This is a genomic window from Marivivens sp. ABH4_498 (assembly GCF_056160585.1).
This window is the reverse complement of record NZ_JBSWXL010000004.1, coordinates 62,067-75,440: the sequence shown is the minus strand read 5'-3', so window position 1 is coordinate 75,440 and position 13,374 is coordinate 62,067. Positions and strand designations below refer to the sequence as shown.

The following is a 13,374-nucleotide window of genomic DNA, read 5'->3' as shown; positions in this document are numbered from 1 at the left end:
AAGCTTAGCCAGAGCCGAATTTCGGAGTCAATAACAAGGACTTGGCAGGTGTTAATTAACTTACCACCGCAACAGCACAGAACCCCAGGCCAAACCGCCGCCGATTGCTTCGGTGACGACCAGATCGCCACGTTTGATGCGGCCTTCGGCTGCGCCAACGGACAACGCCAGAGGGATCGACGCGGCAGAGGTATTGCCGTGGTCCTGAACCGTGACGATCACCTTATCCATGCCAACGCCCAGTTTTTTAGCGGTGGATTGGATGATGCGGATGTTTGCCTGATGCGGCACAACCCAATCCACGTCATCAGACGAAAGTCCGGCTGTTTCCAATGACTTATGGGCCGTTTGTGCTAGTTTTTCGACCGCGTGGCGGAACACCTCTTTGCCTTCCATGCGCAAAACGCCGGTGGTTTGGGTGGATACGCCGCCGTCAACATACAGCAAGTCACGATAGGACCCGTCAGAGTTTAGATCGGTCGCAAGGATACCGCGATCGTCGCTGGTGCCTGATGCCTCTTCGGCCTCTAGGATGACAGCGCCTGCGCCGTCGCCGAACAGGACGCAGGTGGCGCGATCTTGCCAGTCCAAAATTCTGCTAAATGTTTCAGCGCCAATGACAATTACGCGTTTGGCGCTGCCTGCCTGAATCAGTGCATTCGCATTGGTCAGTGCAAAAACGAATCCCGCGCACACAGCCTGTAGGTCAAAAGCAAAGGCATTGTTCGCGCCAATGTTGTGCTGAACCATCGTTGCCGCAGATGGAAACGTCAGATCAGCGGTCGAGGTGGCCAACACAATCGCGTCGATGTCGGCCGCATCAATGCCTGCATTTTCTAGCGCGGCTTTGGCGGCCTGCGTGGCCAGATCGGATGTTGTTTGACCTTCGGCGGCAAAATGACGGCGTTCGATACCGGACCGCGACACGATCCATTCGTTGGATGTGTCGATCTTATCCTCGAACCAGCTGTTTGGAACAACGCGCTCTGGCAGATAGTGGCCTACGCCTTTGACAACAGCTCTGATAGTCATGAAATTTGCTCGCCTTAATTGTCGGCTTCAGCTTTGCTTTCACCGTCTTGGTGGTAATCTTGCGCCAAAGATGCCGCTGAGGCAACCCGAGCCGCCAATTTGTCTGAAAACCCTTGTTGTCCAAGGCGATAGGCGAGTTTTAACGCAGCGTAAACCCCCATAGCATCCGCGCCGCCATGGCTTTTGATGACTGTGCCATTCAGGCCAAGGAAAACACCACCGTTCACGCGGCGTGGATCAATCCGTTTTTTCAGACGGCGCAAAGACGTCATCGCAAACAACGCGGCCATCTTTGACCAGATCGTATTATTAAAGGAATCGCGTAGCGCGTCAGAAATCAACGTCGCGGTGCCTTCGCCCGTTTTCAGGGCAACGTTTCCGGTGAAACCGTCGGTGACGATCACATCAACGCGGTCCGATGGCAGGTCCCCGCCTTCGACAAAGCCGATGTATTCGAAATCACCAGCGGGCGCGGCCTTCGCGATCATTTCATGCGCGACCTTTAGTTCGGCGCGGCCTTTGTGTTCTTCGACGCCGACGTTCAGCAACCCAACGCGCGGGCGGGGCAGGTCCATACCGTTGCGGGCATAGGACGCGCCCATCAACGCGTAGGTCAACAAATCGTCCTGATCGGCGCGGATATCGGCGCCAGCATCCAGCATCACGTTGAACCCAGATGGGTTACGCGATGGCCACATACAGGCGATCGCAGGGCGATTCACGCCATCCGCTTTGCGTAGGCGCAGCATCGATAGCGCCATCAAGGCGCCGGTGTTGCCACAGGATACGCAGGCGTGCGCTTCGCCATCGCGGACGGAATTGATCGCCGACAACATCGACGTGCCTTTGGAATGGCGCAAAACCTGCGATGGTTTGTCGGTCATTTTAACGACGGTATCCGCGTGACGGATGTCTACGCGGTCGGTCAAACGTTTGCGTTCGACCAAAGGTATCAGGGTGTCCTGATCCCCATGCAGCACGATGCGGGCGTTTGGTTCTTTTTTCAGGAAAAGCGAAAGACCCGCGACAATAGCCGCAGGTCCTTTGTCGCCGCCCATCGCGTCGACTGATAGCACGACAGGTGTTCCACTGTTGGACGTGTCCATCCCGTCAGCTCCCACCCTGAAGTCCTAAAATCAGCTTACGCTGCGTCTTCGTCCAAATCGACGTCATTTGCCTGTGCAACAACTTCACGGTTGTCGTAATGACCGCACGAAGGGCACACGTGGTGTGGGCGCTTCAGCTCACCGCACGAGCTGCACTCGTTTGGGTTCGCTGCAACCAGAGCGTCGTGAGCACGGCGCATGTTGCGGCGCGATTTGGAGACTTTGTTCTGCTGAACTGCCATGTCTCTACCTATCCATTCGGGGGCACATGGCCCGTTGTTTCGTTGTTCAAAAGAAGATCGCGGGCGTAATAGGATAAAAGACGCAGCCTGTCGAGCCTCTTTGGAAAGAGCCGCGAACATACTGCGATTCAGTAATAACGCAACCCTATTTCTGCCGCGGTTAATCGTTTGTTTTGTCGCCTTTGTCCAGCGCATTTTTCAACGCGGCCAGACCGGCAAAGGGGCGGGCGTCTTGATCGGTCATCGGTTTGACGCCTGGTTCGGTATAAACGGCTTCGCCCAGTTCAACGCCGTCCGCCCGTGGAAAGTCTGGAATATGCAGCGATAGCGATTCTTCCATGATGACGGATAGGTCGATCGTGGTGGGCAAAGGTTCGATGGTTTCATCCTCGAACATCTCTGTTTCGCCCATTTGGGGTTCTTCGACAAAATCGGCCATGTAATTGCGGATCACTTTTTCGTCGATCCGTGTGGTGACAGGTTCCAATGTCACAACGCAGTCCTGAACCACCGTTGCGCCCAATTCCGCCACCATTTGCCAATCTTTTTGACCGACAGGCACCAATTTGCCGGTAAAACGCAGTTTTCGTAGCGCATTAATGCCTAGTGCATCGCGGATTTTCGCGCGGGTATCTGCATCAGGCTCTAGGGCAAAGCTGGTATCGGCACGGTTCTGCAGATCTGGTAGACGCAGGATTGTCTTGTCTGTGCTGGCCATGATGCTTCCTTTCTTGAATAATAGGGCATACCTAATGTAAGCCGATTAAAAGGCTCGGGCAGGCGATACAAGAGGGCAGCTATGGTCAAATTCAACCCAAACAACCGTTCCAAAGCGTTTTTGGCAGCGGTATGTGCGTCTGCATTCCTTGTATCTGGCTGTGTCGAACGGATCGACCGCCACGGATATACCCCTGAAATTTCGCAAATCGAAACCGTAAATCTGGGCAGTGACCGCCGCGATGATGTGATCGCAAAGCTGGGCCAGCCGACCACTGGCGGCGTTTTGGATCAGGGTGGTCTTTATTATATTTCGTATGGAATGCGCCATTATGGTGCGCTGGCCCCCAAAGAACTGGATCGCAAAGTCGTCGCTGTCACCTTTGACGCGGCGGGCGTTGCACGCAATGTAGAAACATTTGGCGTCGAACAAGGGCGCGTTGTGTCGCTGTCGCGCCGTGTGACCGATGACAATCTGCGTGACACCACGCTGCTGCGTCAGTTGCTGTCGTCGATCGGTAATTTTGATCCGACCAGCGTCTTTGGGGACGGGTAATTCGCCTAACATAGGTGTTACAAACCACCTGTAATGCTGCCCGTGATGGTATTGTGAATGGGCTGACGATGAATGTGATGTTACGCAAAGGCCGGTATGACGCGCATTTGGCGACCTCGGACGCTGAATTGCGCATGGCGCAGCAACTACGTTACATGTGTTTTGTGCGCGGCGGCGCGGCGGAACGTCCAAATCCGATAGATGCTGATTCCTTTGATGATCGGTGTCAGCATATGTTGGTGACAGATCGCCGTACGGGCCAATTGGTGTGCTGTTTTCGCCTGATGTATCTGACCGCCGATCAGATCGACGATAGTTATTCCGCGCAATACTATGAACTGTCGTCGCTGCGTTCGTTCCATGGGCCAATGGTGGAAATGGGGCGGTTCTGTATTCATCCCGACGTGATTGACCCCGATATTTTGCGCGTCGCTTGGGGCGCTATGACAAAATTTGTCGATGATCATGGGGTCGAGCTGTTGTTCGGGTGTTCATCGTTTATCGGAACCGACCAAGAGGCCTATCTAGACGCTTTTGATGTGTTGGCCGAACGGCATCTGGCCCCTGCGCCTTGGTTGCCGAAAACCAAAGCGCCGAATGTATTTCGTTTTGCCGCAGACCGTTTGCGCCGACCGCTGGATCGCAAGGCCGCCATGCGGCGAATGCCGCCTTTGCTCAAAACCTATCTGATGATGGGCGGCTGGGTCAGTGATCATGCGGTGGTGGATACGGATTTGAACACGCTGCATGTGTTTACAGGGCTGGAAATCAAATCAATCCCGCCTGCACGGGCGGCCGCGCTGCGGGCCGTTGCAGGATAGGGCTTGCGCAAATTCGGGCGCGGCATTAGCTGCTGCGCTATGGCACGTGCACCTTTACTACAGATTAGCGATATTTCCCTGACTTTTGGCGGGGATCCTGTGTTTTCCGATCTTTCGGCTGTGATCCAGTCGGGGGACCGAGTCGCCCTTGTGGGCCGCAATGGGTCGGGCAAATCCACCTTGATGAAAGTCATGGCGGGTCTGATCGAGGCGGACGCAGGCGACCGCGTTGTCCCGCCCGGCGTGACCGTCGGCTACATGGAACAGGACCCCACGATGGAAGGGTTCGAAACCTTGGGCGAATACGCGGCCAGCGAACTGCCCGAAGGCGAAGCCTACCGCGTTGAAATGGTGGCCGAAGGTCTGAAATTCGATCCCAACCGCCCCGTGGCAACCGCTTCGGGCGGGGAACGCCGCCGCGCGGCATTGGCCAAACTGATGGCCGAAGCGCCCGAATTGATGCTGCTGGACGAACCGACCAACCATTTGGACATCGAAGCGGTGCAATGGTTGGAAAACGAACTGAAAACCACCAAAGCGGCCTATGTTCTGATTTCCCACGACCGCGCATTTCTGCGTGCGTTGACCCGCGCGACCCTATGGATCGACCGCGGCGCCGTCCGCCGCCAAGAAACAGGTTTCGAAGGATTCGAAGCCTGGCGCGATAAAATCTGGGAAGAAGAAGAAATGATGATCCACAAGATGGATCGCAAAATCAAAGCCGAAGCCCGCTGGGCGGTCGAAGGCATCTCTGCGCGTCGCAAACGGAATCAGGGCCGCGTGCGGGCGTTGCAGGATTTACGCTCTGAACGTGCGTCGATGATCAAACGTCAGGGCACCGCAGCGCTGAACATCGAATCTGGACCGACCTCGGGTAAAAAAGTGGTCGAAGTCGAAGGTTTGCAAAAATCCTTTGGTGACAAACAGATCATTTCGAATTTCGATATCATGATCCAGCGTGGCGACCGCGTGGCCTTCGTTGGGCCGAACGGCGTTGGTAAAACATCGTTGATCAAAATGATCTTGGGTCAGGTCGAACCTGACGCGGGCAAGGTCAAACTGGGCACCAACCTAGAAATTGCTGTGTTCGATCAGACTCGCGCGCAGCTGGACCCCGAAATGACATTGTGGGACAGCCTGACGGGTGATCCTGACATGCGTGTAGGCGGCCGTGCCGATCAGGTGATGGTGCGCGGCGTGCCGAAACATGTTGTGGCATACCTCAAGGATTATCTGTTCGACGAACGTCAGGCCCGCGCGCCCGTCAAATCGCTGTCGGGCGGCGAAAAGGCGCGTTTGCTGCTGGCCAAACTGATGGCCAAACCGTCAAACATGCTGGTGCTGGACGAACCGACTAACGATCTGGATATCGAAACGCTGGACCTGCTGCAGGAAATTCTGGACGACTATGATGGCACCGTCATCTTGGTCAGCCACGACCGCGATTTCCTAGACCGCGTTGCCACGACGACTGTCGCGATGGAAGGCAACGGTAAGGCCACCGTTTATGCGGGCGGCTGGACTGACTATATGGCACAGCGCAAAGACACCGTCGAAACAGTCGCGAAATCCGCGCCCAAGGATAAACCTGCAGACAAACCAAAGGCGGGACAGAAAAAATCTGGCCTGACGTTCACCGAAAAACACCGGCTAGAGGCGCTGCCTGCAGAGATCGACAAACTGAATGCCGAGATCGCAAAGCTAGAAGAATTAATGGCCGACCCAGAGTTGTTCACCAAACAGCCCGTCAAATTCCAAAAAGCGACCGAAGCCTTGGTTCAACGCCAAAACGCTGTCGCCGCCGCCGAAGAGGAATGGCTGGAACTGATGGAAAAAGACGACGCCTGATCCGCGCGCTAGATTGGAAAAGGGGGCCGCTGGCCCCCTTTGTCGTTCTATCCGCGCGAAATGCGAATAAGGATAATGAACATCGTCGGGACCATCGCCAAATACGGGATGATCAGCGCCGGATATCCCCAATGCAAAATGGCGACGATCCAGATCGTCAAGATCGTGACCAAGGCGTAATAAATGTTGTCTTTCGATCCGAATACGACGTCACGTGCCATCCATCCGATCAGCGGAATGGCGTAAAATAGACGTGCAAGGATAGGCGTTTGCGGCGGGAGGGGTGTTAAGATACTCATATGCCGCATTTGGCATGTATGATTTGGTTTCGCTATGCGGCAGGCTGACGCAATAAAACCGGAGCTTTTGGCCCCGGTTTTAAAAATGTCATATTAGACAGGTGATTAGCCGTCGAAGTTGACTTCTTCCATGACGCGCAGTGCTTCGGCGCGGTGACCTGCCAGATCGGTCAGGCTCACGGTGTCGGCGTCGAATGTGCCCCAGCCTGCAACCAGTTCGGACAGCTCTGCGCTTTCCAGTACTGGGTATTCAAAGTTTTCTTCGGCATAAATCGCCTGAGCCGCTGGCGACACCAAGAATTCCATCAGTTGGATGGCTTCTTCTTTGTTTGGTGCTGCTTTGGTCAGCGCGATGCCTGACACGTTGATGTGGGTGCCCGCACCTTCGAAGACTGGGAATTCGATACGGACAGAGTTCGCCCATTCGGTCTGTTCTTCGTCCGACAACATTTTGCCCATGTAGTAGGTGTTACCCAGCGAAATGTCGCATTCGCCAGCCCAGATCGCACGAACCTGCGCGCGGTCGTTGCCTTCTGGTTTGCGGGCTAGGTTTGCGCGCACGCCTTCGGCCCATTCTTTTGCGTACTCAACGCCGTGGTGTTCGATGATGCCCGATACCAGCGCCAAGTTGTAGTTGTGAACGCCCGAACGGGTGCAGATGCGGCCTTCCCATTTTGGGTCTGCCAGATCTTCGTAGGTGGTGACTTCGCCTTCGGCAACGCGGTCGCGGGACGCGTAAACGATACGTGCGCGGGTGGTCAGGGCGAACCAAAGGTTTTCAGGGCTGCGCAGTTCAGCAGGAACAGCCGCTGCCAGAACGTCGCTTTCTACGGGTTGGATCACGTCTGCATCAACGATCTGCTGCAGGTTTGCGATATCTACGGTCATGACAAGATCAGCTGGCGAACGGGACCCTTCGGCTTTCAGGCGCTCTGGCAGACCGTCGGATACGAATGCCAGATTTACAGCGATACCGGTTTCAGCGGTAAAGGCGTCGATCACGGGCTGGATCAGCTCTGGTTGACGGGTGGTGTAAATGTTCACATCAGCGAATGCAGGCGCCGCCGAAATGGTGGCAGCAGTTAGTAGAAGCGAGCGAAGCATCGTATGTATTCCTTTGGTTTAGGTTGAGCGCCTTAAACCTGACCAAATTAATCGGGTCAATACCTGAATCTAATGGTCGGAAAATGTCCGCTTATCTTGGTTCTGTTTTTTCGGCCTGTTTTGCGGCGTCCCACAGGGCGTCCATTTCCTCTAGGTCGCTTTGTTCTGGGGATGATCCCTTTGCATGCAAAGCGTCCTCTACGGAATTGAAACGTCTAATGAATTTTGCGTTTGTTCGGCGCAGGGCGGACTCTGGGTCTACGTTCATGTGACGCGCAAGGTTTGCCATGACAAACAGCAGATCGCCCATTTCTTCTTCGACTTCGTCTTGGGTCAGTGTGTCGCGTGCTTCGACCAATTCGCGGGATTCTTCGATGATTTTGTCGATGACTTCGTCGGTCGAAGGCCAATCGAATCCGACCCGAGCCGCGCGTTTTTGCAATTTCACCGCCCGTAGCAATGCTGGCAATCCGGGCGCGACGCCGTCCAAAACGCGGGTTTCGGATTTGGCGGCGCGTTCTGCGGCCTTTACGGCCTCCCATCTGTCGACCTGATCGTCGGCGGAAAAATCATTGCCTTCGCCGCCAAAGACGTGGGGATGACGGGACACCATTTTATCGCTGATCGATTGGATCACGTCGTTGATGTCGAAATACCCAGCCTCGGACGCCATTTGTGCGTGGAAAACCGATTGAAACAACAGATCGCCCAGTTCGCCGCGCAGTTCGTCCCATGCGCTGCGTTCGATGGCGTCGGCGACCTCGTATGCCTCTTCGATGGTGTAGGGCGCGATGGTCGCGAAATCCTGTTCAACGTCCCATGGGCAGCCGCCTTTGGGATCACGCAGGCGGCGCATAATTTCGATCAGCCGCTCCATCCCACCGTTTGGATCATGCACGATTGCGTCAGATTGGGATTGGTTCATTGCGGCCCACCGAAATTTAGAGTTTGGTCAGCCCAAAGGTATTCACACAATCCCAAGAGTCCACCCATGCCCGTCCTGAACCGCATCGCTGATTTCGCCAAAGACATGGCCGAATGGCGCCAGCATCTGCACAAACATCCCGAATTGGGGTTTGAATGTCATAACACGGCGGCCTTTGTCGTGGATCGGCTGCGCGAATTTGGGATCACGGATATTCACACGGGCATCGCGACCAGCGGCGTTGTCGCGATCATCGAAGGGCAGGGCGATGGTCCCACGATTGGTCTGCGCGCGGATATGGATGCGCTGCCGATCATCGAAGACACGGGGCTGGATTACGAATCCGTTCACCACGGCAAAATGCACGCTTGCGGCCATGATGGGCACACGGCGATGTTGCTGGGTGCCGCTAAATATCTGGCCGAGACGCGCAATTTTTCGGGCCGCGTCGCCCTGATTTTCCAACCCGCCGAAGAAGCCGGCGGCGGCGCAGGCGTGATGGTCAAAGAAGGCGTTTTGGACCGGTTTAACATCTCGCGCATTTTTGCCCTGCATACGCGGCCCGGCGTTGACTTGGGTGAATTTTACACGACCCCCGGTCCGATCATGGCGGCGGTGGATGCGTTCGATATCCATGTCAAAGGTGTCGGCGGCCACGTCGCCCACCACGAAGCCGCCCGCGATCCAATCGTTGCGGCCTGCGCGATCACCATGGCCATTCAGACCATCGTTAGCCGCAGCCGCGCGGCAGAGGATGATCTGGTCGTTTCCGTCAGCCAAATTCACACAGGATCGGCGGATAACATCATTCCCGATACGGCCTATATCAACGGGACCGTCCGCAGCTTTAGCCGCGATGTGCAGGGCATGGTCAAACGCCGTCTGGCCGAAATCGTCACGGGCACCGCCGCCGCCTATGGGGTCGAGGCAGAGCTGGATTATCTGGACGATTATCCTCCCACCATCAATGACGAGGCCGAGACAGACTTTGCCACCCGCGTCGCGCGGTCCATCGTGGGCGATGATAAGGTTAACGACAAAGGCCACAAAGAAATGGGAGCCGAGGATTTTTCGTTCTTCCTAGAAAACCGTCCTGGCGCCTATCTGTTTTTAGGCAACGGCGATACCGCACAGGTGCATCACCCGAAATTCAACTTTGATGACCGATCAGCGCCTTATGGTGCCAGCTATTTCGCGCGGTTGGTTGAAATTGCCCAACCTAGGGGTTGACCCTTGGCCGTAAAATCGGCCAATTGAATTTGATCAAATTTTTAAATGGGGGTCGTTATGGCGCTGGAAGACGCAAAAAAACAGATCGATCTGGCCTTTACGCGCAAGGATCGCAAAGGGCTGGCCTATGAAAACGCCTTTGGCGGGGCGACGTCGTTTTTGCGCCGCGAATATTCCAAAGACCTGACCGGCGTTGATATCGCGGTGACGGGCGTGCCATTCGATCAGGCGGTGACCAATCGCACCGGCACCCGTTTTGGCCCCCGCGCCATCCGCGAAGCATCGACCCTGCAGCCCTATGATCCGCCCATCGGGTGGGGATTTGATCCTTTGGGCGATTTTTCCATCATCGACTATGGCGATTTGGCGTTTGATTATGCGCATACGCCCAGCTTTCCACCGCTTTTGACGGAACATATCAGCACGATTTTGGCGGCGGGCGCGGCGTCTGTGACATTGGGCGGAGATCATTCGATCACTCTGCCGATCCTAAAGGCCTATGCCGAAAAATACGGGCCCATGTCCGTGATCCAATTCGACGCGCATTCGGACCTTTGGGCCGACGATGATTTTGACCGCATAGACCACGGCACGTTTATGTATAAGGCCGTGAAACTGGGCTACGTTGATCCAAAACGGTCGGTGCAGATCGGTATTCGCACGGAATGCGATGACTATCTGGGGATGCACTATATTGATGCGCGGTCCGTGCATGAAATGGGCCTGCCGTGGGTGATTGAACGCGCGAAATCCATTGTGGGGCAAAACCCGACCTATGTGACCTTTGACATCGACGCGCTGGACCCTGCGTTCGCCCCCGGTACGGGCACGCCAGTTTGGGGCGGGTTGGCCAGCTGGCAGGCGGCGGCGTTGCTGCGCGATCTGGCGGGGATCAACATGGTCGGCGGCGATGTGGTTGAGGTTTCGCCTCCGTTCGATCACGGTAACATCACAGCCGTCGCAGGCGCTCATGTCGCGATGGAGCTGTGCTGTCTGAACCTATGGAATAAACGCAAATGAAGATAATTATCGCTCTGATCGTATTGGTGTTCGGTTTTGCGGCCTATGTGCGGTTGGCACCTGTTGACGCGCAGCGGTTTTACAAACGGAACGATTTTGCGGATCAGGGCGGGATTGGCGATTATCCTGTCACGGGCGGTTTTGCGGCAGTGCGCCGCGCGCCCGATGACGCGCTGGTTCGGATTAAAAAGGTCGCGCTGGCCACGGATCGTACGGCGATGATTTACGGGTCGGAACGTGAAAATCATATGCTGTTCGTGACCCGCAGCGCCGTATGGGGTTTTCCCGATTACACGAACGTCTACATCAATGACGAAGGTCTGTTGGTCGTATCCGCGCACTTGCGTTTTGGCCAAAGCGATATGGGCGTAAATCAGCGGCGCGTGACCGAATGGCTGACCGTTGCAGGGCTAAGCTGACTTGACGCCGCGCGGGGCCTGCGCCATTGCAGTGAACCATGATACCTAGTGATAAACTCGACCAGATTATTTCACGCTTTCAGTTTCTAGAGGCGAAACTGAACGGCGGCGTTGACCCATCCGAAATTGCGGCCCTGTCGCGCGAATATTCGGAATTGGAACCTGTGGTGAAAACCGTTCAGGGCTACCGCCAGATTGTCGCCGATATCGCCGAAGCCGAAGCCATGATGTCCGACCCCGACATGCGCGAATTGGCCGAAGAAGAATTGCCAACGCTGCGCACCGCGCTGGAAACGGCGGAACATGATGTGCAGCTGGCGCTGCTGCCCAAAGACGCGGCAGACGGACGCCCTGCGATCATGGAAATCCGCCCAGGCACTGGCGGGGACGAAGCATCGCTGTTCGCGGGCGATCTGTTGCGCATGTATCAACGCTATGCCGAAGGGCAGGGTTGGAAATTCGAAATCCTAGAACAGTCGGAAACCGAATTGGGCGGGATTAAAGAGGTCGTCGCCCGCATCGCAGGTGACGGCGTGTTCGCCCGAATGAAATACGAATCCGGTGTGCACCGCGTTCAGCGCGTTCCCGAAACCGAAAGCGGCGGACGTATCCATACCTCGGCTGCGACAGTCGCTGTGCTGCCCGAAGCGGAGGACGTGGATATTCAGATCAACGCCAATGACATCCGCATCGATACCATGCGGTCGTCGGGCGCGGGTGGTCAGCACGTGAACACCACCGATTCCGCCGTTCGGATCACGCATATTCCGTCGGGTATCGTGGTGACCAGTTCCGAAAAATCGCAGCACCGTAACCGCGAAATCGCGATGCAGGTTCTGAAAACGCGTTTGTTCGATTTGGAACGCCAAAAGGCCCATGATGAACGCTCCGAAAGCCGCAAAAGTCAGGTCGGGTCGGGCGATCGTTCCGAACGTATTCGCACCTATAATTTCCCGCAGGGCCGTATGACGGATCATCGTATCAACCTGACGCTGTATTCGCTGGATAAGGTCATGCAGGGCGATCTGGAAGAAACCATCGATGCCCTGATCGCCGACGCCCAAGCCACCATGCTGGCCGAGATGAACGGATGACCACAGGTTCGGTCCTTCTTGCCAAAGGCGTGCGCCAGCTAACGGATGCGGGCGTGCCAAACGCGCCGCGCGATGCCCGCCGCCTGCTGGCCCATGCAACAGGCGTTGATGCAGGTCGCCTGACCCTGATCCTGCCCGAGGAAGTCACCGAAGCCGCCGAGGCCCGTTTCGCCGCCGTTTTGCAACGCCGCGCGGCCCGCGAACCTGTGTCGCATATTCTGGGCTATCGCGAATTTTACGGTCGCAAATTCAAGGTGAACCGCCACGTTCTGGACCCGCGCCCCGAAACCGAAATCCTGATCGAAGTTGCCCTGCAACAGCCCTATGGCGGTGTGATCGATCTGGGGACTGGATCGGGCTGTATTTTGCTGACGTTGTTGGCGGAAATGGAAAACGCCCAAGGCGTCGGTATCGACCTGTCCGAAGACGCCTGTTTGATCGCCGAACAGAACGCGATAGCGCTGGGTTTGGAACATCGCGCAGCCGTTCTGCGTTCATCGTGGTTTGATGAGTTGCAAGGTCAGGTCGATTTGATCGTGTCTAACCCGCCCTATATCGCGCCCGTTGAAATGTCTGATCTATCGCCCGAAGTTCACGATTTTGAACCGCATATGGCGCTGACAGATGGCGTGGATGGGCTGAACGCCTATCGCGAAATCGTCGCCCGTGCGCCTGATTATCTGGTGGCGGGTGGGCGTATCATTTTTGAAATCGGACCAACCCAAGGCACGGCTGTTTCGCAATTGCTGTTGGCGGCTGGTTTCGGGCATGTTCAGGTCATTCAGGATTTGGACGGACGCGACCGTGTCGTTTCTGCCGTCAAACCGTCTTAAAAGAATATAAAACATCTAAAAAAGGTGATTTTAGGTAATTAAGGCTTGTCTTTCCTAACCAGCTTTGTTTACTCAGGATTACCAGACGGCTGGTGGCCTTGGCCCCCCGACGGTATTAGCCAGAACAT

15 protein-coding genes are annotated in these 13,374 nt (G+C 55.9%); 8 read left to right on the top strand and 7 right to left on the bottom strand.

Translation table 11 applies throughout. The features are described from left to right. Positions 1-60: 60 nt before the first annotated feature. The 4 genes from ACXAGA_RS10520 to ACXAGA_RS10505 all read right to left on the bottom strand — a co-directional run bounded on the left by ACXAGA_RS10520 (position 61) and on the right by ACXAGA_RS10505 (position 3,098). Entirely contained in the window at positions 61-1,032 is a 972-nt protein-coding gene (locus ACXAGA_RS10520; protein ID WP_475117433.1) for a beta-ketoacyl-ACP synthase III, read from the bottom strand. A 14-nt stretch (positions 1,033-1,046) separates the two neighbouring features. Next, positions 1,047-2,138, bottom strand: a complete 1,092-nt coding sequence (gene plsX / locus ACXAGA_RS10515; RefSeq protein WP_475117432.1) for a phosphate acyltransferase PlsX — start codon at positions 2,136-2,138, stop codon at positions 1,047-1,049. A 35-nt stretch (positions 2,139-2,173) separates the two neighbouring features. Beyond that, complete coding sequence (gene rpmF / locus ACXAGA_RS10510) at positions 2,174-2,380, bottom strand: 50S ribosomal protein L32 (protein WP_475117431.1); 207 nt, start codon at positions 2,378-2,380, stop codon at positions 2,174-2,176. Positions 2,381-2,540: 160 nt separating this feature from the next. Next, positions 2,541-3,098, bottom strand: coding sequence for a YceD family protein (locus tag ACXAGA_RS10505; protein WP_475117430.1), 558 nt, complete (start codon positions 3,096-3,098; stop codon positions 2,541-2,543). An 81-nt stretch (positions 3,099-3,179) separates the two neighbouring features. On the opposite strand from ACXAGA_RS10505, the gene ACXAGA_RS10500 reads away from it, so the two are divergent. From ACXAGA_RS10500 to ACXAGA_RS10490, 3 genes are all read left to right on the top strand, one after another. After that, positions 3,180-3,653: an outer membrane protein assembly factor BamE gene (locus tag ACXAGA_RS10500; protein ID WP_475117429.1), complete on the top strand. Its 474-nt coding sequence runs from the start codon at positions 3,180-3,182 to the stop codon at positions 3,651-3,653. A 68-nt stretch (positions 3,654-3,721) separates the two neighbouring features. After that, complete coding sequence (locus tag ACXAGA_RS10495) at positions 3,722-4,474, top strand: GNAT family N-acetyltransferase (RefSeq protein WP_475117428.1); 753 nt, start codon at positions 3,722-3,724, stop codon at positions 4,472-4,474. Between the two features lie 39 nt (positions 4,475-4,513). Next, positions 4,514-6,322 (top strand): ABC-F family ATP-binding cassette domain-containing protein, encoded by a 1,809-nt coding sequence (locus ACXAGA_RS10490; protein ID WP_475117427.1) that lies wholly within the window; start codon positions 4,514-4,516, stop codon positions 6,320-6,322. A 47-nt stretch (positions 6,323-6,369) separates the two neighbouring features. Here the strand turns inward: ACXAGA_RS10490 and ACXAGA_RS10485 are convergent, their stop codons facing one another. From ACXAGA_RS10485 to mazG, 3 genes are all read right to left on the bottom strand, one after another. Continuing rightward, on the bottom strand, positions 6,370-6,621 hold the full coding sequence (locus tag ACXAGA_RS10485) for a hypothetical protein (protein ID WP_475117426.1): 252 nt from the start codon (positions 6,619-6,621) through the stop codon (positions 6,370-6,372). A 105-nt stretch (positions 6,622-6,726) separates the two neighbouring features. Continuing rightward, positions 6,727-7,725, bottom strand: coding sequence for a Fe(3+) ABC transporter substrate-binding protein (locus ACXAGA_RS10480; protein ID WP_475117425.1), 999 nt, complete (start codon positions 7,723-7,725; stop codon positions 6,727-6,729). A gap of 91 nt (positions 7,726-7,816) precedes the next feature. Next, positions 7,817-8,650, bottom strand: coding sequence for a nucleoside triphosphate pyrophosphohydrolase (gene mazG, locus ACXAGA_RS10475; protein ID WP_475117424.1), 834 nt, complete (start codon positions 8,648-8,650; stop codon positions 7,817-7,819). Positions 8,651-8,716: 66 nt separating this feature from the next. On the opposite strand from mazG, the gene ACXAGA_RS10470 reads away from it, so the two are divergent. Genes ACXAGA_RS10470 through prmC form a run of 5 tightly spaced genes read left to right on the top strand, consistent with a single transcriptional unit; the run spans position 8,717 to position 13,246 of the window. Continuing rightward, the gene (locus ACXAGA_RS10470) at positions 8,717-9,880 is read left to right on the top strand and encodes a M20 aminoacylase family protein (RefSeq protein WP_475117423.1); all 1,164 of its coding nucleotides are present in this window, start codon (positions 8,717-8,719) and stop codon (positions 9,878-9,880) included. Between the two features lie 57 nt (positions 9,881-9,937). Continuing rightward, positions 9,938-10,900, top strand: a complete 963-nt coding sequence (gene speB / locus ACXAGA_RS10465; RefSeq protein ID WP_475117422.1) for an agmatinase — start codon at positions 9,938-9,940, stop codon at positions 10,898-10,900. Next, complete coding sequence (locus ACXAGA_RS10460; protein WP_475117421.1) at positions 10,897-11,319, top strand: DUF1499 domain-containing protein; 423 nt, start codon at positions 10,897-10,899, stop codon at positions 11,317-11,319. Before speB ends, ACXAGA_RS10460 begins: the two co-directional genes overlap by 4 nt. A gap of 38 nt (positions 11,320-11,357) precedes the next feature. Further along, positions 11,358-12,413, top strand: coding sequence for a peptide chain release factor 1 (gene prfA, locus ACXAGA_RS10455; protein WP_475117420.1), 1,056 nt, complete (start codon positions 11,358-11,360; stop codon positions 12,411-12,413). After that, positions 12,410-13,246, top strand: coding sequence for a peptide chain release factor N(5)-glutamine methyltransferase (prmC, locus tag ACXAGA_RS10450; protein ID WP_475117419.1), 837 nt, complete (start codon positions 12,410-12,412; stop codon positions 13,244-13,246). Before prfA ends, prmC begins: the two co-directional genes overlap by 4 nt. Positions 13,247-13,374 lie beyond the last annotated feature (128 nt).